We start from the raw sequence: 25,628 nt of genomic DNA on the forward strand, positions 1-25,628 counted from the left end.
TCATCCTGCTAACTTTTGTGTAATCGCTAATAGTTGTTTAACATCTTCCGTTCTTGTCGCACCTGTTACTTTATCGATAATTGAGGTATAAATATGTGGAATAACTTTTTTCACACCGGCATTTAAAGCAATTTTTAAAATGGCCTCATAATTATCTAAATCTATACCACCAGTAGGTTCTAGATAGAAATCATGTTCAGCACAACATTTAGCCACATACTCATATTCATCAATATGTTTTAACCCACCCATAGGGAAATATTTTATAGAGCTCCCCCCCATATCTTTTAATAAAGCAATTGCGGTTTCAACCGGCACGATTGCAGCGGGTGATTTTGAACTTAGTGGTCCTGTGGCAATATTAACTAAACCTACTTTACCTGTTGGTGATACAAGACCATTGATTACCGTTTCTTTTTGTCCTAATAAAGCTCGACTTGTTGCCACCCCTGTAAAAACTTGATTGACATGTTGAGGCTGGAGAACTGCAGATATTTCTGACACCATAGTAGATTGGTTAGGATCACCAGCTCCAAGACCAACAGAAATAGCATTATCAATGGCTAACGCATATTTTTTCATATCTGCTATTGCTTGCTGATTATCGGGATAATTTTTAGACAGCACCCCGACAACAACATAAGTTTGTGCCGCTTCATAAATAGCGCTAGCGTTATCAATTGAATTGGCTAATACGTTTAAACAAACACGATCGTTAAAATAATTTGGTGTCAATTGCATTATTTTACTCCTTGGATAATTTTTATAATTTTGTTATAGACAATATCAAGCTGTTCAGCCGTTACACTACGAACATCTGCGTCGACTTTACCTTCATTGGCTTTATATTCCCGAAAATAGACTGCAATCTCGCCTTGCTTCATTAGATCTATCATTTCAACAGCCGTTTTACCAATTACCTTCGCATCAAAGGATATTTCTGTACGAGCAATATCTCGGCCAGCACCATCCCAGACAACTTTAGCCGATATACCATTAATAGAATTTAACTTTTCGATAAATGGTGTCATTTTGGCAACCATTTCTTGTCCAGTTTCTTGTTTAGGATCGTTAATATATAACTCAATTGCCTTAGTTAAACCTAAAATACCCTCTTTACCAACCTTCATTGGTCGGCCAATACCTTGAGATTGAAGTTTAAGCCATTCAATGGCTTGATGACGGCCAATAACTAAGCCACTAGTTGGCCCTTCAATTGCTTTTGCACCACTATAAATAACTAAATCAGCACCTTGTTGATAATAGGTTTGTAAATCCTCTTCTGCTGCGGCATCAACAATTAATGGAATATTATATTTTTTGGCCACCGTTACAGCTTGTGCAACTGATAGCATACTTTTTTGCACACAGTGATGTGATTTAACATATAAAATAGCCGCGGTATCCGTATTGATTAGCGATTCAATATGCTCTGGTTTACACTCATTTGCATAACCCGCTTCAACCACAATGCCACCTCCTAAAGAGACCATCGTACCAATAGGAGCGCCAAAATTTACGTTATGTCCTTTTGGTACAATAATTTCCCTAGCTACCCATTTATCAGAGCTATGTAAATTAAATAATAAATCGCGATCATCTTTAACGATTAAGCCTGCGACAGCTTGCGCAATGCCAGCAGAGGCACAAGATACAACTACAGCATTTTCGACATTGAGTAATTTAGCAATATATTGTCCAGTTTTATCGACTAAATCTTTTATTTCAAAATATTCATTTAATCCATGGGATACAGTATCAACCACTTCAGCTCTGGGTGTTGAAACACCTAAAATAGTCATTCGCCCCGAAGCATTAATCACTTTTTTCAAGTGGTATTTACTGTATATTTCTTTTTCAGTTTGAGATTCTGAGCTCATTTTTACTACCTTCTTGTTTTATTTCAATGATTGTAACATTTTTAGTTGTATTTTTTACGATAGCAGCTAAAGGAACAAACTGTTCATGACATTCCCTTTTTTCACCTTCTGAATCAGTTAAAGAGACGGTTTGCTGTTTTAGATCAAAAATAGTCAAATCGGCATCATAGCCAATGGCTATTTCCCCTTTATTATTTAAATGCAAAATTTGGGCTGCGTTTTTAGTAACACTATCAATAATCCTCGTTTTACTATAGCCTAGAGAGATAAACTTATTCATTACATTAGCTAAGCTAAACACAGGGCCTTGTAAGCGATTTTTAGAATAGATATCAGAACTGATTGTGTTTGGATAAACATCTAAACATTTTGCTCGCTCAGCTACGGCAAAACTGAAACTTTCACCACCATGACCAATATCTAAAATCACCCCACGTTCAATAGCACGTTTAATTGAATCACGCAGATTATTTTGTTTATCAAATATTTGGTTTGGCTTACCATTAAAACAATGAGTAATAATATCGCCTTTAGTTAATAAATCTGCAATTTCATCAAGTTCAGGAGGATTGTTTCCTACATGAATCATGAGTGGCAAACCCGTCTTTTTTTGCATCTCTTTCGCTTTGATTAACGGTAAAATACCATTTTCACCAACAACGCTACGACTCATCCTAACTTTTATACCAATAATAAAATTGGGATATTTAGCTAAAGTTTGATCAAATAACGGCACATCCACATCTTGCATATCAGCAAGCTCACTTTGCCTTACTAAGCCTATTTTTGAGATATTTAAGAAGGAATAAACATGAGTTTTAGCCTGCATTGCTAAATCATAAAACTCGTCAATATCAAGTGCACCAACACTACCAGCATCAACCACTGCCGTCACGCCAGACTCAACACCAATGAGATCGGGTTCATCATAGTAAATTGGTGAATGCGCAAAGCAATGGGTATGAGAATCTATCCATCCGGCACTTATATAGTGTTGATTTTGTAGATCTAACACTCGATTTGACGTTGCGATTATATTTTTGTCAATTTCAACAATTTTGCCATGTTTAATGGCAATATCAGTTACTGAATTGTCAATAAGTTTGGCATTTTTTATAATTAAATCATACATAATTTAACCCAACCCCTCGACCACAATTATGATAGAGGGGACATAACATTATATAATTGGGAAGATACCACCAAAAATCATGGCACCTAAGATTGCACCGCCAGTGATAGGCTTTTTCCATACATAAAATAATAGTGCACCAAGCAATGAACCGATACCGATAGGAATAGAGGCAACCATAGCGGATAAGATAATCATTGGACCAAGAAAACGACCAGATGCATTTCCCGCGCCCATCATGACATCAGCACCAAAAGTTGATCCACCACCACTATTAACCGTAAATTTACGGATAAGGATGATAAGTAAACCTATCGCCATACCGAGTAGTAAGCCGGTTAATAACGCCACAAAAAAGTTTTCAATTGGCAATGTATAGCCACCAGCCAATAACAACGCTGGCACTCCTAAACCAATACCTGTTTGTAACGCGCCACCAATATCGAGAATTCCTACTAGTGATCCTTCAATGACACGGGCAAATAAAAAACTGGCACCAAACGCTGCTACAGCACCATAATCGCCTGTCGTCATACCTGATTTAAGCATTGCAACAAAGGCTATTTCATTAAAAGCGCCAATTCCATATACATAAAAAGTATGCGTTCCAGCAAAAATACCTGCAGAGAGTAATCCACAAAGAATAGGGAATGACCAATCGGCATACCAAAAACTTTTATTAATGGTTGTTTGAGTATTCATAATCTATTGTTCCCTATATTATTTAAACCAATAAGACAGACCATCTCGGAATGAATTAATCATTTTCATATCAAATCCACGGAAATAACCGCTCATGACAAATAAAACAATTACCGCAGTTAACATGATTACCATCACTCGGTTCCAACCACTGTCATCCACTCCTTTACCAATCAAAATACCTAACACTAAACCAGGTACCGCATTGCCCATAATTAATTGCGCAAGCCCACCAAACAATGTGCCCCAAAAGCCACTTCTTCTACCGGCATCTAAAGCTGCCAACCAGAAAATAACCGGCATCACGGTTGCTACTAGTAAATTTGCAGCGGGAACTAAAACTTTGGTCGCGGTGATTTTTAAAGAATCAGGAATTACAGAGGTAGTTGTATTTAAAAATAACACAACAATCACACCGATTAATGCACATGCAAACGCCATTTTTTTTGGAGAATGTAATGTCTGCTCCAAATTTCGGTTTTTTATCATCAATAGTGCTGCGCCCCAGTTAGGGATAATACGGTGATCAACATCTTGGGTAAATGAACCGGCAGCAACAGATGAAGCCCAAGCATTAAAAAAGAATCCTAAGCCAAATGAGAAATGTGCAGCAGGATCGCCCTCACAAGAATTAAGTTCACCTAGGGTACGAAATGCCCCCATACCTTGATAAGTTGGAGCATGAAACATTCGAGCAGCGCCAGCGCCGACTCCAAATCCACATAGCCCACCAATTACAATGGACTTCAATGCTATAATTAGAATTTCCATTACTTTCCTTTTGCGTTATTTAGAGATAAAGTTAATATCGTTGAGATCGATAAATGTAACATTTACTGAGACATCAAGAGTGATGTCATAAAATGTCTTTTTTCTTGGTAAAAAAATAAATAAAAAACGTTCTGTAGTTATCTTTTCAATAGCAGAAACAACACTAATATCAAGCGGTTCAATTCGTAGCATTATATTATTCGTATTTTTAAGCACTTGCTTTTGCACCTGATTTAGCGCTATAGCAAATGCACGCTGCTTTGAATCTCCTTGCCCAGTTACTCTAACTTGTATCTGCTCAGTTTTTTTCATATTTCTAACCTATTTAACTACGTGGATATTTTTTCAAAAATGCTTGAGCGATACGTTGACCAAGTTCCACTGTATCCATAAAACCAAAGCCAAGCACTTTACAACCGTCATTAATGGCGGTTTCACCTTCTTCAATTGAACGCATACCATGTCGTTGAGAATAACCATATTTATTTTGCGCTGTTATGGCACCTGCACCACCACTGCCACAAAACGAAAGCCCTAAATCGGCATTCTCATTATTCATCACATCGCCTAATTTCATATCAGCAGCCATACCTGGGATAACAATTGCACGACATCCTTCAATAGAATTGATTCCTTCTGCAATTTTTTGCCCTTTTCCCATTCTATCGCCGATTACGATGATTACTTCAGCCATAATAATTCTCCTATTAATTATTGTTTTTTAGATCTAGTAATTTGGTTAATTTGCTATAGCCACTTCATAATGAACAGCCAATAAATAAGCCTCTTCTTTTGCTAGGCTATTGAATAATTGTACAGTTTTATGTGCAAGCATTAAGGATTGTTCTGAGAGTTCATCAAATAAAGAAGGATCGACTTCAGGTAGTTTTTCTAGCGTTTTTGCTCTTTCAACCATTGCTTTAACATGTGATAACAACATCGCTTTTTGCACATCGTTTTGGGTTATTTGATGATCAGTTAACCAACGATTAATAATTTCTATCGTTTGCTCAGTCACAACTTCGGGATCTAAATCATCTTCGATCATACGGAATTGTATTTGTGGCATAGTCATTCTAATTCTCTTGTTTTTTTAAGATGGCTTAGCCTAAATGAAATAACTATAAATGTGGAGAGAGACTTTTTCCTATTGCAAAAGGAAATTTCTTGTAATTATGGATTAATGCTGTTACTAACAAGTATTTTAGTGGGAAATATCTTTGTGAATTGAGTTAATTTATTTCAAATTTAATCAATAAGCGCATTAAAATGCGATTGAAGAGCAAATTTAATATGAGAAAACTCCTTTTCCTCATATATTTATCTGGTTTTTCTTATAAAAGTAAAAATATGTTAAATAATAATATTTTAACCATACAATAGAGATAACAGGAGCTATCCATATGTAGGACATAGAAAACGATATTTGTCGAATAGAGTTAACATATATAAATTACGCAATCCGGTCAGTATTTAGTTTATTAAAGTTCACCAACTACCAGAAGCACCACCACCGCCACTGCGTCCACCGCCGCCGCCGCCAAAGCCACCAAATGAACCTCCACCAAATCCACCACCATTACCGCCACCAAAACCGCCTCCTCGACCGCGTCCACTACCGCCACCACCACGCATAGTTAAAATGCCACTTAAAATTGCACTGGCAACAAAAGCTAAAAATATTAGTGGTAAAACAATATGTAATGAATAACCATTGAATAAAGTAAACCCTCCAACTGACATCCCATTTAGCAAACCAGTACCTAAACTTCGGCTTGCGCTACGTTTAGTGGAACTAATCGAAAATAAGCTAGCAATAGTGAAACAGATAAAAAAGGATGCTAACCCATAGTTAAATAAGTTGGCACCAAAATCACCAGCAAGTACCGTTTTGAGATCAGGATCACTGTTGGTCGCAGGTACCTGTTGCGGATCATTCAAATGATTGATTAATACTGAAAGTGCATCATGTATCCCTTGATAATAGTTATTTTGTCTAAATTGTGGTGCTAATTGTTCGCGGATGATATGGCTAGCAATCAAGTCGGTAATGGTGCCTTCAAAACCATAACCGACTTCAATTCGCATCAATTTATCATCTTTAATAATTAATAATAAAATGCCATTATCTCGCTCTTTGTTACCTATTTTCCACTGAATAAATACCCGATCGGCATACTGTTCAACCGTCTCATTATCAAGTTTGGCGATCATTAATACCGCAATCTGTGCACCATCAGTTCTCGTCTTTTCAAAAGCAATCAAATTTGATTCCAAATCATCTATTTGTGAAGGTGCTAAAGTATTTGAGGTATCAATAACCCGCCGGTCAAAAGAGGGAATTTCAGTTAATGCATAACTTACACAACTGAAAAACAGTAAACAAAGAAGTAGATAATATTTTTTCATTATATTTATTGTCCAAAATTGACAGCTGGTGGATTAGAAATTTGTTGTTCATTTTCAACCGTAAATTGTTGTTTTGGTTGTACCCCTATAACATTTGCAATCCATTTAGTTGGCAATTGTCGAATATAAGTGTTAAAGGATTGTACAGTCTCAATATATCGACCTCTAGCAACCGTTATACGGTTTTCGGTTCCTTCAAGTTGACTCATTAAATCTTGATAGAGTGTATTTGCTTTAAGTTCTGGGTAATTTTCACTAACGGCAATTAAGCGACTTAAGGCAGAACTTAATTCAGATTGAGCTTGTTGGAATTTTGAGAATAAAGCGGGATCACTAAGTTGATCGGCATTGATTTGAATCGAACCCACTTTAGCTCTGGCATCAGTTACTTGAGTAAAAACATCTTTTTCATGACTAGCATAACCTTTTACTGTATTAACTAAGTTAGGTACTAAATCAGCGCGTCGTTTGTACTGATTAACAACTTCTGACCAAGAAGCCGCCACTTTTTCGTCTTGAGTTTGAATGCTGTTATAGTCTTTAAAAAATAGAAACGCACCGATAATAATTAATATAACGATAAGCAAGAACAATTTGGATTTCATAGTTAGCCCCTATAAATAGTTAAACTTTCAAATAGCTTAAAAAGCATGATAATTAGCAAACACTAACCAGTAACCTGAAAATATTTTGCTGCTAAACAAACTAGTAATGCTTAATTGAGGAATATATTTATAACTATTTATGAAAATAGTTACGGACTACAGACTACCAAGAAGAGACTTTTAGATAATAAATTAATTTATATGAACTGACATATTTCTTTAATCGATGTTATGCCAGATAATTTTTAATAATTATAGCTTTTTTTTATGCAATTTGCGAAGAATAATCATCGGTAATTTTTATTGGTATTGCTCACAATACTTATTTTTAAATTAGATTTTTTAGATTAAAAAAAACTTAGATAATAACTTCAAAACATTCTAGTTGAGCCGGTTCAAAATAGATATCAGGGTTATTTGGACGGCTATCGGTATTACGGTGCGTATGTTTGAAATGATCTGAATTAACCCAGTTTTCAAAATCTTGTTTTGATTCCCATTCGGCATACGATGAAAACAGCGTGTAATCTGCATACGTTTTACCTTTAAGAAAATAAAAACGATTAAACCCTTTCGTCTCTTTTAAATGACTATCACGATTACGCCAGATTTCAATAAAAGTATCCTCACTACCCAACTTAATTTTAAAACGATTCATTACAATATACATCTAATTCTCCTTTCATGTACCCTACTGTTGACAAAAAAATAGCACGTGATTACACGTGCTATTTTAGTCAGTTTATCTAAAATTTATTGATTTTCTTCTGCTGAATTCAATAGTTCCGCTAAGTTAGCTGTAGCTTCTTCTGCTGAAACTGTTGTTGGTTGAATTTCATCATTAGTTGGCATTACACGTTTACGTAAACGCTCTTTATGATAAGCATAACCAGTACCAGCTGGGATCAAGCGACCAACAATAACGTTCTCTTTCAAGCCACGAAGTTCATCATTTTTACCTGCAACTGCTGCTTCAGTTAATACGCGAGTCGTTTCTTGGAACGATGCCGCAGAAATAAATGATTCAGTAGTAAGTGATGCTTTAGTAATACCAAGTAAATCATGCAAATAGACAATTGGTTCTTTACCTTGAGCTTCAAGTTCTCGGTTAATAATCTTCAAGCGTGAAACTTCAAGTTGTTCACCATCAAGTAAACGTGAACTTCCCGGATGAATAACCGTTGCTTTTCGTAACATTTGACGAACAATGACTTCAATGTGTTTATCGTTAATTTTTACACCTTGTAAGCGATAAACTTCTTGAACTTCATTCACAATGTAACGAGTCACAGCATTAACACCACGTAGACGTAAAATGTCATGTGCTGATTCAGGACCATCAGAAATTACATCACCACGACCAACTTGTTCACCTTCGAATACGTTAAGTTGACGCCATTTTGGAATCATCTCTTCGTATGGTTCGCTACCATCTAGTGGCGTAATGATTAAGCGACGCTTGCCTTTCGTTTCTTTACCGAATGAGATAATACCATCAATTTCAGCAAGAATTGCTGGCTCTTTAGGTTTACGAGCTTCAAATAAATCGGCAACGCGTGGTAAACCACCGGTGATATCTTTAGTACCCACAGATGCTTGTGGAATACGAGCAAGTGTGTCACCAACATTGATTTCCGCACCATCTTCTAATTGTACTAATGCTTTACCAGGTAAGAAGTACTGCGCAAGCATTTCTGTACCTGCCACAAAAATATCATTACCTTTAGCATCAACAATCTTAATTGCTGGACGTAAATCTTTACCAACACCAGTACGTTCTGCTACATCTAAGATCACAATAGAGGATAAACCAGTTAACTCATCGGTTTGACGAGTAATAGTTTGACCATCGATCATATCAACAAAGCGAACAAAACCTTTGGCTTCTGAGATAACCGGCATGGTATGCGGATCCCAATTAGCTAGAGTTTCACCTGCATCAACCGCTGCACCATTACCTTTAGTTAAAATCGAACCATAAGGAACTTTATAAGTTTCTTTCATTCGACCTAATTCATCGATAATCGTCAATTCAGCATTACGCGAAGTAATAACCAGTTTCTGATCTGGGTTAGTTACAAATTTAGCATTAGTTAATTTAATACTACCTTTGTTTTTAACTTGAACACTTGATTCTGCTGCCGCTCGTGATGCCGCACCACCGATATGGAACGTACGCATGGTTAACTGAGTACCTGGCTCACCGATTGACTGAGCGGCGATAACACCAATTGCTTCACCTTTATTTACTAGGTGACCACGAGCTAAGTCACGACCATAACATTTCGCACAAACACCAAAGTCAGTATCACACGAAACAACTGAACGAACTTTAACGCTATCTACAGATTCTTGTTCAAGTAGATCACAATAACTTTCATCAAGTAATGTATTACGAGGGATTAAGATATCCGCACTACCTGGTTTTAATACATCTTCAGCTGTTACCCGACCTAAAACACGTTCACGTAGTGGCTCTTTAACATCACCACCTTCAATTACTGGCGTCATTACCACGCCTTCTAACGTGCCACAGTCATCTTCAATAACAACTAAATCTTGAGCCACGTCAACTAAACGACGAGTCAAGTAACCTGAGTTTGCTGTCTTCAATGCGGTATCCGCAAGACCTTTACGTGCACCATGGGTGGAAATAAAGTACTGAAGAACGTTTAACCCTTCACGGAAGTTTGCGGTGATTGGCGTTTCGATGATCGAACCATCTGGTTTTGCCATCAAACCACGCATACCAGCTAACTGACGAATCTGAGCTGCAGAACCACGAGCACCAGAGTCGGCCATCATATAGATGCTGTTAAATGAAGATTGAACTTCTTCTTTACCTTCACGGTTAATAACTTTTTCAGTTGATAAGTTATCCATCATCGCTTTAGCAACACGTTCATTGGCTGCTGCCCAAATATCGATAACTTTGTTATAACGTTCACCTGCGGTTACTAAACCTGATTGGAACTGTTCTTGAATTTCCGCAACTTCAATTTCAGCTTCATTGATGATTTGTAATTTCTTAGCTGGAATTTCCATATCATCAATACCAACTGATACCCCAGAACGCGCTGCATAAGCAAATCCGGTGTACATAACTTGGTCAGCTAAGATAACCGTTTCTTTCATGCCTAATTGGCGATAACAAATGTTTAAAATTCGTGAAATCGCCTTTTTACCAAGTGGTTGATTGATAACAGAGAAGCTCATACCTTTAGGCATAATTAACCATAAGATAGCACGACCAACTGTAGTATCGACAACTGAAGTTGTATCTTCCCATTCACCAATACTATTACGATGACTTTCTGTAATACGAACTTTAACTTTAGCATGTAATTCAACAAGACCTAAACGATACAGTTTTTCTGCTTCTTTAGGGCCAGTTAATATCATGCCTTCACCTTTCGCATTGACTTTATCGCGAGTCATGTAGTAAAGCCCTAAAACCACGTCCTGAGATGGAACGATGATAGGCTCACCACTTGCAGGTGAAAGAATATTGTTGGTTGACATCATTAACGCACGTGCTTCTAATTGCGCTTCTAACGTTAATGGAACGTGCACCGCCATTTGGTCACCATCGAAGTCAGCATTGAATGCCGCACAAACTAATGGGTGTAACTGAATAGCTTTACCTTCAATAAGAATCGGTTCAAATGCTTGAATACCTAATCGGTGAAGTGTTGGCGCACGGTTTAATAATACTGGATGCTCACGAATAACTTCATCTAAGATATCCCAAACAACTGCATCTTCACGCTCAACCATTTTCTTCGCCGCTTTAATGGTTGTTGCATAACCACGACGTTCTAATTTACCGTAGATAAATGGTTTAAATAGTTCAAGCGCCATTTTTTTCGGTAAACCACATTGATGTAAACGTAAGTATGGACCTACAGTGATTACTGAACGGCCTGAATAGTCAACACGTTTACCTAATAGGTTTTGACGGAAACGACCTTGCTTACCTTTAATCATATCGGCAAGTGATTTTAATGGACGTTTGTTTGAACCAGTGATTGCACGACCACGACGACCATTATCAAGTAAGGCGTCAACAGACTCTTGTAACATACGTTTTTCGTTGCGTACAATAATATCTGGTGCAGCTAAATCTAATAAGCGTTTTAAACGGTTATTACGGTTAATAACGCGACGATATAAATCGTTCAAATCTGATGTTGCAAAACGGCCACCATCTAATGGTACTAATGGACGTAAATCTGGCGGTAATACAGGCAACACATTTAAAATCATCCATTCTGGTTTATTTTCTGATTGAATGAATGCTTCAATGATTTTAATACGTTTTGTTAATTTTTTACGTTTAGTTTCTGAGTTAGTCGTTGAAAGTTCATCACGCAATGCTTCACATTCAGCTTGAACATCAATGTTGCGTAGTAACTCTTGAATAGCTTCTGCACCCATACGTGCATCAAACTCATCACCAAACTCTTCTAACGCATCTAAATACTGTTCTTCAGTTAAAATTTGTCCGCGTTCAAGGTTTGTCATACCACCATCAAGAACCATAAATGATTCAAAATAAAGTACCCGTTCAATATCACGAAGTGGCATATCGAGTAATAAACCGATACGTGATGGTAATGATTTTAAAAACCAGATATGTGCAGTAGGTGATGCAAGCTCAATGTGCCCCATACGTTCACGACGTACTTTAGCTTGAGTAACTTCTACCCCACATTTTTCACAAATAACACCACGGTGTTTTAAACGTTTATATTTTCCACACAAACATTCATAATCTTTAACTGGTCCGAAAATACGCGCACAAAACAAACCATCACGTTCAGGTTTGAACGTACGATAGTTGATTGTTTCAGGTTTTTTAACTTCACCAAAAGACCATGAGCGAATCATATCAGGAGAAGCAAGGCCAATCTTGATAGCATCAAAATCTTCAGTTTTTGTTTGCGCTTTTAGAAACTTTAGTAAGTCTTTCACAATTGACTCCTATGGAGTTAAACCAATTAGATAACTTATCATTACTGATAAGTTATCCCTATAAATAGAAATCATTTCAGTTAGTTAAGATTACTCTTCATCTAACTCGATATTAATACCTAACGAACGAATCTCTTTTAGTAATACATTAAATGATTCTGGAATCGCAGGTTCCATACGATGATCACCATCTACAATATTTTTATACATCTTAGTACGACCGTTCACATCATCTGATTTAACAGTTAACATTTCTTGTAGAGTATAAGCGGCACCATATGCTTCAAGTGCCCACACTTCCATCTCACCGAAACGTTGACCACCAAATTGAGCTTTACCACCCAACGGTTGTTGCGTAACCAGACTATATGAACCTGTAGAACGAGCATGCATCTTATCATCAACTAAGTGATTCAATTTAAGCATGTACATGTAACCTACTGTTACTGGACGTTCAAATTGCTCACCAGTACGGCCATCAAACAAGGTAATTTGACCTGAAGTTGGTATATCACCAAGTTCAAGTAATGCTTTAATTTCTTGCTCTTTTGCACCATCAAAGACTGGTGTTGCTAGTGGCATACCATTACGTAAATTTTGTGCCAATGTCATCACTTCTTGATCGGTAAATTCAGCAACATTGACTTTTTGCGCTGCTCCTAAACCAAGGTCATAAGCTTTTTGGATAAAATCACGTAGTTTAGCTAGCTCTTGCTGTTCTTTTAGCATAGCATCGATCTTCTGACCAATACCTTTCGCCGCCATACCTAAGTGAGTTTCTAAAATCTGACCGATATTCATACGTGAAGGAACACCTAGCGGATTCAATACGATATCAACTGGACGTCCTTTATCATCATATGGCATATCTTCAATTGGGTTGATTTTAGAGATAACCCCTTTGTTACCATGACGACCCGCCATCTTATCACCAGGCTGAATTTGACGTTTAACCGCTAAGTAAACTTTAACAATTTTCAGCACACCAGGTTGTAAATCATCACCTTGAGTGATCTTCATGCGTTTAGCTTCAAGTTTTTTGTTAAACTCAGCTTTAATTTCATCATGCTGTTCAGCAAGTTGCTCTAATTGCGCTTGTTTGCTCTCATTAGCAATACCAATGGTTAACCATTTTTCACGTGGTAAGGCATCTAATTTGTCGGCTTTAATACCGCCAGAAATTAATACATCACGGATACGAGCAAATAACGCTGCTTCAAGGATTTTAAGCTCTTCTGTTAAGTCTTTGCGAACTTGTTTAAGTTGCATCTCTTCAATTTCAAGTGCACGTTTATCTTTTTGTACACCATCACGAGTAAAGACTTGAACATCAATAACTGTACCTGAAACGCCATTTGGTACACGAAGTGAAGTATCTTTAACATCTGACGCTTTTTCACCAAAAATAGCGCGTAATAATTTTTCTTCTGGCGTTAATTGTGTTTCACCTTTTGGTGTTACTTTACCAACCAGAATATCGCCACCTTTAACTTCAGCACCAATATAAACAATACCTGATTCATCTAGTTTAGAAAGAGCCGCTTCACCTACATTTGGAATATCGGCGGTAATTTCTTCTGCACCAAGTTTGGTATCACGAGATACACAAGATAACTCTTGGATATGAATCGAAGTGAAACGGTCATCTTGTACCACTTTTTCAGAGACTAAAATAGAATCCTCAAAGTTATAACCATTCCATGGCATGAATGCCACACGCATATTTTGACCTAAAGCCAACTCACCTAAGTCAGTTGATGGACCATCGGCAAGGACATCACCACGCTCAACTTTTTCACCTAATTCCACACATGGAATTTGGTTAATACAGGTATTTTGGTTTGAACGGGTATATTTAGTTAAGTTATAAATATCAATCCCTGTTTCGCCAGCATACATTTCATCATCGTTAACATTAATTACAATGCGTGATGCATCAACATATTGTACTGTACCGCCACGACGAGCAACTGCAGTTACACCTGAGTCAACCGCTACTGCACGTTCCATACCTGTACCAACAAATGGTTTTTCTGCTTTTAATGTTGGTACCGCTTGACGTTGCATGTTTGCACCCATCAATGCGCGGTTCGCATCATCATGTTCTAAGAACGGAATTAATGAAGCACCAACCGATACGATTTGTTGCGTTGATACGTCCATATAATGGACTTGTTCAGGACTATATAAACCTGACTCACCATTTAAACGACAAGTCACTAAATCTTCTTTAAAACGTCCGTCTTCATCAAGATTCGAGTTAGCCTGAGCAATAACAAATTCGCTTTCATCAATCGCTGATAGATAATTAATTTCATCAGTTACCACACCATCAATTACCCGACGATATGGCGTCTCAAGGAATCCATATTCATTAGTACGAGAATAAACCGCTAATGAGTTAATCAAACCGATGTTTGGACCTTCCGGTGTTTCAATCGGACATACACGACCATAATGGGTAGGATGTACGTCACGTACTTCGAATCCGGCACGTTCACGGGTTAAACCACCAGGACCTAATGCTGAAATACGACGTTTGTGAGTAATTTCAGATAATGGATTGTTTTGATCCATAAACTGAGATAACTGGCTAGAGCCAAAGAATTCACGAATTGCCGCAGAAATTGGTTTAGCATTAATCATATCTTGTGGCATTAATGATTCAAGATCGCCTAATGATAAGCGTTCTTTTACCGCACGTTCTACACGCACTAAACCAATACGGAATTGGTTTTCAGCCATTTCACCCACACTACGGATACGACGGTTTCCTAAGTGATCGATATCATCAACTTCACCATGACCATTACGGATGCTGATTAATTTCTTCATTACATCAACGATATCAGTTTTAGTTAAGACACTTTCGCCTTCAATATCGTCTCGTCCTAAAGAACGGTTGAATTTCATACGACCGACTGCTGATAAGTCATAACGCTCGTCAGAGAAGAATAGATTATCAAATAATGCTTCAGCAGCTTCTTTTGTTGGTGGCTCGCCTGGGCGCATCATTCGGTAAATTTCAACTAAAGCTCCTAATCGATCTCGTGTTGAGTCAACATTTAGGGTTTCAGAAATAAATGGACCATGATCTAAATCATTAGTGAATAAAGTTTCGATTTTCTTATAACCAGCATTGGTTAATTGAAGTAATAGTTCTAACGAAATTGGAGTATTGGCAAATGCAACGACTTCACCCGTTTCTTCGTCAATATAATTTTTAGCTAGTACTTTATTTACAATATACTCAACTGGAACGTCAATTTTAGTTACTTTATCTTTTTCAAGCTCACGAATATGACGAGCTGTAATACGACGACCTTTCTCTGCGTAAACTTTGCCTTTAGATTCGATATCAAATAGTGCCGTTTCACCACGTAAACGCTCTGGTACAAGATCCATCTTTAATTTTGATTTGCCTACTTCGAAAATTGTTTTTTCGAAGAACATATCTAAAATCTCTTCAGTTTCATAACCTAACGCACGCAAAATGATTGTTGCAGGAAGTTTACGACGACGGTCGATACGAGCAAAAAGATTATCTTTTGGATCAAATTCGAAATCAAGCCAAGAGCCACGATAAGGAATAATCCGAGCATTATATAAAACTTTACCAGAAGAGTGTGTTTTACCTTTATCACTATCAAAGAACACACCTGGACTACGATGTAATTGTGAAACGATAACACGTTCAGTACCGTTAATTACAAACGTACCATTGTCCGTCATTAAAGGAATTTCGCCCATATAGACGTCTTGCTCTTTAATATCTTTAACTGTTCCTTCTGGCGCATCTTTATCATAAATAACTAAACGTAATTTAACGCGCAATGGTGCTGAGTAAGTGATCCCTCTAATTTGACATTCTTTAACATCAAATACAGGTTCGCCCATTTTAAAGCTCACGTATTGTAACTCAGCGCTACCACTATAACTTTTTATCGGAAATATTGAACGAAAAGCGGCTTCTAATCCATATTGACCTTCTGGATCCTGCTCAATAAACTTCTGGAACGAATCAAGTTGAATAGAAAGAAGATACGGTATATCCAAGACTTGTGGACGCTTACCAAAATTCTTACGAATTCGTTTTTTCTCGGTATAAGAGTAAACCATTAGTTCCTCAACTTGCTTATCTGCTATTTTAGCATGATTAAATATTCATCAGGGTACTACGAAATAATAACGCCTGACACCTCATCGAAAATATCTATAAATATCAATTGATTAGGCTTAATATATATATTATTTCTTTATTACTTTTTATTGATAATCTTCAAATAAAATTGTATGACTTATTACAGCGCAAAAAGGCTGGAGGTATAAAAACCCCCAGCCGTTTAGCTTGGCTATCGATAAACTTACTTAAGTTCGACAACAGCACCAGATTCTTCAAGTGCTTTTTTAAGTTCATCTGCGTCAGCTTTACTAACACCTTCTTTAACAGTTGCTGGAGCTGATTCAACAAGATCTTTAGCTTCTTTTAAGCCTAAACCAGTTGCACCACGAACTGCTTTGATAACCGCTACTTTGTTAGCGCCAATATCTTTTAAGATTACATCAAATTCAGTTTTTTCTTCTGCTGCTTCAGCTGGACCAACTGCTGCAACTGCTACAGCTGCCGCTGCAGAAACGCCAAATTTTTCTTCCATCATAGATACAAGTTCAACAACATCCATTACAGACATTTCTGCAACTGCATCTAAAATTTGTTCTTTAGTGATAGACATAATATAGTTTCCCAAATTTACATTTTTTTAATTAATAAAATTCACAATCAAACCGCAATTAAGCAGCTTCTTTTTGATCGCGAACCGCTGCAAGAGTACGAACCAATTTGCCAGCTGCGGCTTCTTTCATGGTTGACATCAAGCGAGCTAATGCTTCTTCATAAGTAGGTAATGTTGCTAAGCGATCAATGTTCGCTGCAGTAATCAACTCACCTTCAAAGGCTGCGGCTTTAATCTCAAAATTACTATTTTCTTTTGCAAACGCTTTAAAAATACGCGCTGCAGCACCTGGGTGCTCGTTTGAAAATGCAATTAGAGTTGGACCAACAAACGTATCTTTTAAACACTCGTATTGAGTTCCCTCAACAACGCGGCGTAATAAGGTGTTACGAACAACACGCATATAAACACCAGCTTCACGAGCAGATTTACGTAATGCGGTCATATTTTCTACAGTTACGCCACGAGAGTCAGCCACAACTGCAGATAGCGCACCTTTGGCGATTTCATTAACTTCAGCAACAATTTCTTGTTTATTTTGAAGATTTAGTGCCATTGGTATTGCTCCTGGATTAAACTAGGCAAAGCCTAGAATTGCTTTAACTAACTACAAATGTAGCTAGCACAATCACGATGAGCAGAATCCCTCTATTATATCTTATCAGGTTCTGTCACCGTCTACGTAGGAAGATTAAGTAATTAAATATCAATTACACCTACGGTCTTGGACGGGGTCTGGTTAAGGCCAGACACCAACCGATTCTTTGTTTAATATTAATTAAACAGCTGCATTTAATGTTGCTTGATCAATAGCAACACCAGCGCCCATTGTGGTAGAAAGGCTAACTTTCTTCACAAATACACCTTTTGAAGAGGCTGGTTTTGCACGTTTCAATGCAACAAGTAATGCTTCTAAATTTTCTTTAAGTTTATCTGCATCAAAATCAGCTTTACCGATAGTGGTATGGATAATACCATTTTTATCATTACGGTAGCGGATTTGACCTGCTTTAGCATTTTTTACTGCTTCAGCAACGTTAGGCGTTACTGTACCAACTTTAGGGTTTGGCATTAAACCACGAGGCCCTAAGATTTGACCTAGTTGACCAACCACGCGCATTGCGTCTGGAGATGCGATAACAACATCAAAGTCCATTTCGCCTTTTTTGATTTGATCTGCTAGATCATCCATACCAACTAATTCAGCACCAGCTTCTTTAGCGGCATCAGCGTTTGCACCTTGAGTAAATACAGCAACACGTACACTACGTCCAGTACCGTGTGGAAGAACGATAGCACCACGTACATTTTGATCTGATTTACGTGGATCGATACCTAAATTAACGGCAACGTCAACGCTTTCAGTAAATTTAGCTGTTGCGAACTCTTTTAATAAAGCAATAGCTTCATTAATTTCATATTGTTTAGTTGCGTTTACTTTTTCGCGGATAAGTTTAGCTTTCTTAGATAATTTAGCCATGAATTAACCCTCCACTTCCAAGCCCATTGAACGTGCTGTTCCTTCGATAGAACGCATCATCGTTTCAATGGTTGCACCATTCATATCAGCAGCTTTTAATTCAGCGATTTCGCGAATTTGAGCGCTAGTTACTTTACCTACTTTTTTCTTGTTAGGCTCACCTGAACCAGACTTGATTTTAGCAGCTTTCTTTAATAATACAGCGGCTGGAGGAGTCTTAGTTACAAAAGTGAATGAACGGTCAGAATATACAGTAATAACAACAGGAATAGGTAAACCTTTTTCCATGCTTTCTGTTTTAGCGTTAAATGCTTTACAGAATTCCATAATATTCACACCATGTTGACCAAGTGCTGGACCAACTGGCGGACTAGGATTTGCTGCACCAGCTGCAACTTGCAACTTGATGTAAGCTTGTACTTTTTTTGCCATTTTAGTTTCCTTTTCTCGGGTGCAAACGCCTCTATTAATAACAACTATTAATAAATAGACAGCTCCCCTAAGTTAAATGAGGGCGAGATTATCCTACAATTATTACAAAAATGCAAGATTTTTATTAGCAGATAAAATAAAAGCAGGGACAGCCCTGCTTTATAGAATAAAAATAGAAAGTATTAAAGTATTAAAGTACGTCGACAGCATTAAGTTCTTTAAATGCAAGTTCTAAACGTGCAACTAAAGACTCTTGACCTTTACGTAACCATACACGTGGGTCATAGTATTTCTTATTCGGTGCGTCAACGCCTTCAGGGTTACCTAATTGACCTTGAAGATAAGCTTCATTTGCTTTGTAATAACCTAAAATACCAGCCCAGTTTGCCCATTGAGTATCAGTATCAATGTTCATTTTAACAACACCATAGCTTACTGCTTCTGCAATTTCTTCTGGTGTAGAACCTGAACCGCCATGGAACACAAAGTTCAATGATTTAGCTGGTAAATTGAATTTTTCAGATACAAATTTTTGTGAGTTATCTAAAATTTTTGGCGTTAATTTCACATTACCTGGTTTGTAAACACCATGAACGTTACCAAATGATGCAGCGATAGTGAAACGAGGGCTAATTGCACTTAAACGTTCATAAGCATAAGCAACATCTTCTGGTTGAGTATAAAGTGCTGAACTATCCATATGGCTATTATCTACGCCATCTTCTTCACCACCAGTACAACCAAGTTCTAACTCTAATGTCATTTTCATTGCTGACATACGAGCAAGATATTGACAACAGATATCAATGTTATCTTTCAAAGATTCTTCTGAAAGGTCGATCATGTGAGAAGAGAATAAAGGTTTACCAGTTTTAGCAAAGTTAGCTTCACCGGCGTCAAGTAATCCATCAACCCATGGAAGAAGTTTTTTAGCACAGTGGTCGGTATGAACAATAACAGGTACACCGTATTTTTCAGCCATAAGGTGAACATGTTTTGCACCAGAAATTGCACCTAAAACAGCAGCTTCTTGCCCATCTAATTTTAATCCTTTACCAGCGATAAATTGAGCACCGCCATTAGAGAATTGAACGATAACAGCAGAACCAACTTTAGCAGCAGTTTCAATTACTGCGTTAATTGTATTAGTGTCAACACAGTTAACAGCTGGTAATGCAAAATTGTTTTCACGAGCAACTTGAAACACTTTTTGAACATCATCACCGGTTACAACACCAGGTTTCACGACATCAGAAATCTTTGTAGCCATTTTAATACCTATAGATTATTTATATAAAAAGTAAAGGATGAGTAATCGGCTCATCCTTCATATCGAAAAAATATTACGCTTTTGCTCTCTCTTCTAACATGGCAACCGCAGGAAGTTTTTTACCTTCAACAAACTCAAGGAACGCACCACCACCAGTTGAAATATAAGAGATTTTATCTTCAATACCAAATAAGTCAATTGCCGCTAATGTATCACCGCCACCAGCGATTGAGAAACCTTGGCTATCAGCAATTGCTTTAGCAACAATTTCAGTACCACGACGGAAATTAGGGAACTCAAACACACCGACAGGACCATTCCATAAAATGGTTTTTGCTTTTTTGATAATATCAGCTAACGCTTCTGCTGACTCATCACCTAAATCAAGGATCTGTTCATTTTCTTTCACATCTTTAACTGATTTTTCAGTTGCTGTTGCTGTTTCGCTAAATTCTGTTGCTACACGAACATCAGTTGGAACTGGAATATGACAATTAGCCATTAATTTTTTCGCTTCAGGAATTAAATCAGCTTCATAAAGTGATTTACCTACATTATAGCCTTCAGCTGCGATGAAGGTATTAGCGATACCACCACCAACAATAATTTGATCAGCGATTTTTGATAAAGAATCAAGAACGGTTAATTTAGTTGATACTTTAGAACCAGCAACAATCGCAACCATTGGACGAGCTGGATTATCAAGCGCTTTACCTAATGCATCAAGTTCTGCGGCTAATAATGGTCCTGCACAAGCAACTGGCGCAAATTTACCGGCACCATGAGTTGAAGCTTGCGCTCGGTGAGCGGTACCAAATGCATCCATTACATAGATATCACAAAGTGCTGCATATTTTTTAGATAAAGCTTCGTCATCTTTACCTTCACCAACATTAAAACGTACATTTTCAAGAACAACAAGTTCACCTTCTTTAACGTCGACACCGTTAAGATAATCTTTAACTAGACGAACAGGGAAAGAAACATGTTCTTTTAAATAATCAACCACTGGTTGTAAAGAGAATTCAGGGTTATATTCACCTTCCGTTGGACGGCCAATATGAGAAGTAACCATTACTTTAGCGCCTTTTTTAATGGCTTCTTCAATAGTAGGTAATGATGCTTTAATTCGCGCATCAGAAGTAACCTTACCATTTTTGACTGGCACATTAAGATCTGAGCGAATAAATAAACGTTTCCCTTTTAGATCAAGATCTTGCATTCTAATGATAGACATGAGACTTCCTCTTATAAATATATAAACAATAAAATTTTTGTTATTCTAACATAAAATTTGTTTTTAGGTTACAATCATTATCGGTTATATAGTAAACATTTACTTGAAAAAGGTCATTTATACTTTTATAGCAAATTTTTTTATGTAACAGCATTGACAATAGAAAGAAAATCAGGCATATTTCCCCGCCTTATTAATATGTATTTTATCTAAACTTGGGAGTTGACTTTGGCTAATATCAAATCAGCTAAAAAGCGTGCGGTTCAGTCCGAAAAACGCCGTAAACACAATGCTAGTAACCGTTCAATGATGCGTACTTATATTAAAAAAGTTTACGCAGCTGTAGCAGCTGGTGATAAACAAACAGCTGAAGTAGCATTCAAAGACATGCAAGCAGTTGTTGACCGTCAAGCGGCTCGTGGTTTAATCCACAGAAATAAAGCTGCACGTCATAAAGCGAATTTAATTAAACAGATTAAAGCATTAGCTTAATACTTTTCTCTGTTGATAAATAAAGTTAAACAAAATTGAAAAAAAGTGGTGTAGGCCACTTTTTTTATTTATATACTATTCTAATTATATGAATAAAAAAGAGAGCATATTGTGGTTCAGCGTGATTATGTAAGAAAAAAGAGCCAATCAAAAAAGAAAAAGAAAAAAAATAAATCACGATTATTGCCAACTATAATGATAATCTTTGCGATCATCATCATTATTTTGTTTTCGACTATTTTGTACTTTATTTCAAGCAATTCCCCTAAAAAGCCAGTTGAGCAGCCAAAAGTAAAAACTGAGACGCCAGCTATTACCTTACCAGAAAAACCTCAAGAACGTTGGACCTATCTTAAAGAGCTAGAAACCTCTAACGCCAGTGGTAATTCAAATACCACCACGAGCGAAAGACAACAAGCACTAAATAGTTTTATTAATAATAAACCTATCACCTCGACTTCGCCAACTACATCAACAAATGCCAATAATAGTAAATGGTTACTACAATGTGGCGCATTTAAAGATAAAACCAATGCCGATGCAGTAAAAGCCTCTTTGGCGATGGCTGGTATTAGTAGCAATATCGCTTTAAACCAGCAATTTTATCGAGTCACTGCCGGTCCCTATACCAGTAAAGGTGATGCGCAAAAGGTGTTAAGCACATTAGAAACTAATGGGATTAATAACTGTATTATATCTAATTAAATAAGGTATATTATGAATATACTTAAGCATATACGAGCCTTTTTGATAATGTTATGGTTTCGAGTAAATCATGACCGTTTAACCACCTCATCAGCAGAGCTTGCTTATACAACCATACTGGCATTAGTCCCTCTGATAACTGTTATTTTTTCTTTACTCTCTGCCTTTCCGATGTTTGACGAAATTAGTCAATCATTAAAACGGCTCATTTATAGCAACCTAGTACCTACTGCAAGTGACACCATTCAAAATTATCTCGAACAATTTATTGCCAATACCAAAAAAATGACTTTTGTCGGAATTATCGGTTTAATGGTGACATCATTACTACTGATTAATTCAATTAATAATGCGTTAAACCGTATTTGGCGAACCAAACGTAAACGCTCATTCATGTATAACTTAACCATGTATTGGACAATTTTAACATTAGGTCCTATTTTAGCTGGATCGAGTGTTGCGGTTAGTTCTTATATATTCTCGCTAAAATGGTTATCAACTGCCGCTAGTGGTGATTTACTACTGAGCACTTTACCATTTATCATATCGATTGTTGGATTCTGGTTGCTTTACAGCATTATTCCTACTGAATCAATACCGTTTAAAGAAGCGGCTATTGGTGCTTTAGTTGCCGCAATATTATTCGAAATTGGTAAACGTGCTTTTGCGCTCTATGTTACTTCTTTCCCAACTTATCAACTAATTTATGGCGTAGTTTCTTCAATTCCTATTATGTTGGTATGGATCTATTGCTCGTGGTGTATAGTGCTATTTGGCGCTGAATTTGCAGCAACCTTAACTGATTTTAATAAACAAAGAAAAGTACTGTTAAAGTACTCACCTAAACCGGAGTAGTATCTATTATGATTGCCCTAATTCAACGCGTAAAACAAGCATCAGTTTCTGTTGATAATCAGATTATTGGTCAAATAGATCAGGGATTACTTGTTTTACTTGGTATTGAGCAAGGTGATAACGAGCAAAAAGCGATACGTTTGCAGGAAAAAGTACTTGGTTATCGTATCTTCAGTGATGATGATGGCAAGATGAACCTCAATGTTCAGCAAATAAATGGCAAATTATTGGTTGTTTCACAATTTACGCTAGCAGCGGATACACAAAAAGGTATGCGCCCAAGTTTCACAAAAGGCGCATCGCCCGCTATGGCCAATGAGCTTTACCAATTTTTTGTCAAACAGTGCCAACAGCATATTGAAACTCAAACGGGACAATTCGCCGCTGACATGCAGGTAGCGCTGATTAATGATGGCCCAGTGACCTTTTGGCTACAAGTTTAATAACTTATTTTACCTTATTTAACCATTCCAATGAGGCGCTATCATCAGTCAAACCTAACTGATGCAGTTTATTTTTATAGTACTGTTTAACTTCATCCCATCGATAGTATGGAAAATTATTGGTTGGCAAAGGGAGATGGACTTCTCGTTCATTTAACATCACTTTGATTAATATAGGTTGATTAGATTGGTTACTTTGGTAAAAAATCCATTGAATATTGGCTCCCATAGGAATAATTCTTTCTGCTTGCCAAACGGAAGGGTAGTCCTCCACTGAATTAACCGCTGTAAATGCACCCTCAAGTTCCAGCAATGTTGCTAATGGCGAAACGGTCTCGGCATGCGCAAAGCGTAAGTTAGCATCGACATTCTTATCGGTTATAGCCTTATCAGCAGTTTTTAGCATATCCAACAATAGTGGGGCAGCAATTTTAACTTGAATCCCCTTTGCATCAAAAGCAGGACCTATTTGTAAAAAATTTTTAGCTGTAACTACCGTATTAAACCACACTAGCTGATCTTGAGTAAAATAATCACTAAAATCAAGGTGGTTACCAGCTAGCGTTTCTGGCGAAAACGATAGTAATTCTTGATAAAGTTGATAAATGGCAATAACAAAATCTGCTGTTTTAATTGAAGATTTTTCAGATAAAGCAACACCATTATTTAACTGATGAATAAAATCAGCAGTGAATATCAAACGAGCAACATCTTGGCTCATATCCGCGGTTTTAGTTGCACGTTCTAACGATTTTAATGCGGTTTTGATACTTTTACTCTTCTTATAAGCTTCATAGGCTGGAGAATACTCAAAAAAGCGTAATAATGTTTGTTTATTTTCTGGTGGTTGAAAAATGTGAATATCAGGATAATTCGCTTTAAATGGTTTAACAAAAATTTCCGCGGTTTCTTTCGCTCGTGGCGAGGTTGATGATATTACTTCGATTTTTTGTCCTTTAAAAACTGTCGGATAGTTACTTAACATCCTTTGACTAATCAAACTAATATCTTTTCGACCAAGATCTGTAAGCTCTCCATAATGATTTCTATTCAGTGCGTTAATACCAATAATTTGCTTTAATAATGATTTCCCCATATCGGTTAATTGATTATTTTTTTCAGCTAAGGTTAATACCTTATAAGCAATATCTTCATATTTCGGTTTACTAAGATAGCGTGAACCATGGCGACCAATATGATCAATATAAAATGCTTGATAACCAGCTAGTACAGCAGTTGGTTGTTTAACATAGTGATACGCGGTCTTTGAGCCTGATGTCATCATTGTTGCCAAACTGAGGGGGGAAAATATCAGCAATAAAATTGCGACGATAAAAAACTGGATAAAAAAAGAGTGTTTTATAAAAGACATAATGACTCCTACCTATAATCAACAATATAAGTGGAAAATATGAGTGCTTTTTTGATCATTGTATACTATTAATGACATAATTTAACTGAAAATCATGTAATTATTTTAATAACACTCTTTCAATTTTTAAAAAAAA

The 25,628-nt window shown here is 37.0% G+C and carries 24 protein-coding genes; 4 read left to right on the forward strand and 20 right to left on the reverse strand.

Annotated features, from left to right (window positions below; all coding sequences use genetic code 11):
• The 19 genes from dagF to pgk form a co-directional block, all read right to left on the reverse strand.
• A complete protein-coding gene (gene dagF / locus DKK70_RS13800) occupies window positions 1–741 on the reverse strand; it encodes a 2-dehydro-3-deoxy-phosphogluconate aldolase (RefSeq protein ID WP_110434533.1) in 741 nt (246 codons plus the stop codon).
• Window positions 741–1,880, reverse strand: coding sequence for a DgaE family pyridoxal phosphate-dependent ammonia lyase (locus DKK70_RS13805; RefSeq protein ID WP_110434534.1), 1,140 nt, complete (start codon window positions 1,878–1,880; stop codon window positions 741–743). Before DKK70_RS13805 ends, dagF begins: the two co-directional genes overlap by 1 nt.
• On the reverse strand, window positions 1,858–3,012 hold the full coding sequence (locus DKK70_RS13810) for an amidohydrolase/deacetylase family metallohydrolase (protein ID WP_110434535.1): 1,155 nt from the start codon (window positions 3,010–3,012) through the stop codon (window positions 1,858–1,860). Before DKK70_RS13810 ends, DKK70_RS13805 begins: the two co-directional genes overlap by 23 nt.
• Window positions 3,013–3,060: 48 nt before the next feature.
• Window positions 3,061–3,714 (reverse strand): DUF4310 family protein, encoded by a 654-nt coding sequence (locus tag DKK70_RS13815; RefSeq protein ID WP_065578353.1) that lies wholly within the window; start codon window positions 3,712–3,714, stop codon window positions 3,061–3,063.
• A gap of 18 nt (window positions 3,715–3,732) precedes the next feature.
• Window positions 3,733–4,485: a DUF4311 domain-containing protein gene (locus DKK70_RS13820; RefSeq protein WP_110434536.1), complete on the reverse strand. Its 753-nt coding sequence runs from the start codon at window positions 4,483–4,485 to the stop codon at window positions 3,733–3,735.
• Between the two features lie 15 nt (window positions 4,486–4,500).
• On the reverse strand, window positions 4,501–4,797 hold the full coding sequence (locus DKK70_RS13825; protein ID WP_110424298.1) for a DUF4312 family protein: 297 nt from the start codon (window positions 4,795–4,797) through the stop codon (window positions 4,501–4,503).
• 13 nt (window positions 4,798–4,810) lie between these two features.
• Window positions 4,811–5,179 carry an SFCGS family glycine-rich protein gene (locus DKK70_RS13830; RefSeq protein ID WP_034884881.1) on the reverse strand — a complete coding sequence of 123 codons (369 nt, stop codon included), beginning with the start codon at window positions 5,177–5,179 and terminating at the stop codon, window positions 4,811–4,813.
• A gap of 45 nt (window positions 5,180–5,224) precedes the next feature.
• On the reverse strand, window positions 5,225–5,554 hold the full coding sequence (locus DKK70_RS13835) for a hypothetical protein (RefSeq protein ID WP_219999819.1): 330 nt from the start codon (window positions 5,552–5,554) through the stop codon (window positions 5,225–5,227).
• Window positions 5,555–5,973: 419 nt separating this feature from the next.
• A complete protein-coding gene (locus DKK70_RS13840; protein WP_110434538.1) occupies window positions 5,974–6,894 on the reverse strand; it encodes a TPM domain-containing protein in 921 nt (306 codons plus the stop codon).
• 5 nt (window positions 6,895–6,899) lie between these two features.
• Entirely contained in the window at window positions 6,900–7,499 is a 600-nt protein-coding gene (locus tag DKK70_RS13845) for a LemA family protein (RefSeq protein ID WP_110434539.1), read from the reverse strand.
• A 358-nt stretch (window positions 7,500–7,857) separates the two neighbouring features.
• Window positions 7,858–8,169 carry an antibiotic biosynthesis monooxygenase family protein gene (locus DKK70_RS13850; protein WP_110434540.1) on the reverse strand — a complete coding sequence of 104 codons (312 nt, stop codon included), beginning with the start codon at window positions 8,167–8,169 and terminating at the stop codon, window positions 7,858–7,860.
• Window positions 8,170–8,252: 83 nt separating this feature from the next.
• Window positions 8,253–12,473, reverse strand: coding sequence for a DNA-directed RNA polymerase subunit beta' (rpoC, locus tag DKK70_RS13855; protein ID WP_110434541.1), 4,221 nt, complete (start codon window positions 12,471–12,473; stop codon window positions 8,253–8,255).
• Between the two features lie 90 nt (window positions 12,474–12,563).
• Window positions 12,564–16,592 (reverse strand): DNA-directed RNA polymerase subunit beta, encoded by a 4,029-nt coding sequence (gene rpoB, locus DKK70_RS13860; RefSeq protein ID WP_110434542.1) that lies wholly within the window; start codon window positions 16,590–16,592, stop codon window positions 12,564–12,566.
• Between the two features lie 245 nt (window positions 16,593–16,837).
• The gene (gene rplL, locus DKK70_RS13865) at window positions 16,838–17,206 is read right to left on the reverse strand and encodes a 50S ribosomal protein L7/L12 (protein WP_110434543.1); all 369 of its coding nucleotides are present in this window, start codon (window positions 17,204–17,206) and stop codon (window positions 16,838–16,840) included.
• Between the two features lie 58 nt (window positions 17,207–17,264).
• Window positions 17,265–17,762 (reverse strand): 50S ribosomal protein L10, encoded by a 498-nt coding sequence (gene rplJ, locus DKK70_RS13870; RefSeq protein WP_034884318.1) that lies wholly within the window; start codon window positions 17,760–17,762, stop codon window positions 17,265–17,267.
• Window positions 17,763–17,984: 222 nt separating this feature from the next.
• Window positions 17,985–18,686, reverse strand: coding sequence for a 50S ribosomal protein L1 (gene rplA / locus DKK70_RS13875; RefSeq protein ID WP_110434544.1), 702 nt, complete (start codon window positions 18,684–18,686; stop codon window positions 17,985–17,987).
• Window positions 18,687–18,689: 3 nt separating this feature from the next.
• The gene (gene rplK, locus DKK70_RS13880; protein WP_034884321.1) at window positions 18,690–19,118 is read right to left on the reverse strand and encodes a 50S ribosomal protein L11; all 429 of its coding nucleotides are present in this window, start codon (window positions 19,116–19,118) and stop codon (window positions 18,690–18,692) included.
• 190 nt (window positions 19,119–19,308) lie between these two features.
• Entirely contained in the window at window positions 19,309–20,388 is a 1,080-nt protein-coding gene (gene fbaA / locus DKK70_RS13885; RefSeq protein WP_110424304.1) for a class II fructose-bisphosphate aldolase, read from the reverse strand.
• Window positions 20,389–20,461: 73 nt separating this feature from the next.
• Window positions 20,462–21,625 carry a phosphoglycerate kinase gene (gene pgk / locus DKK70_RS13890; protein WP_086358833.1) on the reverse strand — a complete coding sequence of 388 codons (1,164 nt, stop codon included), beginning with the start codon at window positions 21,623–21,625 and terminating at the stop codon, window positions 20,462–20,464.
• A 228-nt stretch (window positions 21,626–21,853) separates the two neighbouring features.
• On the opposite strand from pgk, the gene rpsT reads away from it, so the two are divergent.
• The 4 genes from rpsT (at window position 21,854) to dtd (ending at window position 24,120) form a co-directional block, all read left to right on the forward strand.
• Window positions 21,854–22,117: a 30S ribosomal protein S20 gene (gene rpsT, locus DKK70_RS13895; protein ID WP_086358832.1), complete on the forward strand. Its 264-nt coding sequence runs from the start codon at window positions 21,854–21,856 to the stop codon at window positions 22,115–22,117.
• A 111-nt stretch (window positions 22,118–22,228) separates the two neighbouring features.
• On the forward strand, window positions 22,229–22,822 hold the full coding sequence (locus DKK70_RS13900) for an SPOR domain-containing protein (RefSeq protein WP_110434545.1): 594 nt from the start codon (window positions 22,229–22,231) through the stop codon (window positions 22,820–22,822).
• Between the two features lie 12 nt (window positions 22,823–22,834).
• Window positions 22,835–23,677: a virulence factor BrkB family protein gene (locus tag DKK70_RS13905; RefSeq protein WP_034884780.1), complete on the forward strand. Its 843-nt coding sequence runs from the start codon at window positions 22,835–22,837 to the stop codon at window positions 23,675–23,677.
• An 8-nt stretch (window positions 23,678–23,685) separates the two neighbouring features.
• Complete coding sequence (dtd, locus tag DKK70_RS13910; RefSeq protein WP_110434546.1) at window positions 23,686–24,120, forward strand: D-aminoacyl-tRNA deacylase; 435 nt, start codon at window positions 23,686–23,688, stop codon at window positions 24,118–24,120.
• Between the two features lie 4 nt (window positions 24,121–24,124).
• Here the strand turns inward: dtd and DKK70_RS13915 are convergent, their stop codons facing one another.
• On the reverse strand, window positions 24,125–25,492 hold the full coding sequence (locus DKK70_RS13915) for a histidine-type phosphatase (RefSeq protein WP_110434547.1): 1,368 nt from the start codon (window positions 25,490–25,492) through the stop codon (window positions 24,125–24,127).
• Window positions 25,493–25,628: the final 136 nt, after the last annotated feature.

The organism is Gilliamella apicola (assembly GCF_003202655.1).
Taxonomy (GTDB): Bacteria; Pseudomonadota; Gammaproteobacteria; order Enterobacterales; family Orbaceae; genus Gilliamella; species Gilliamella apicola_R.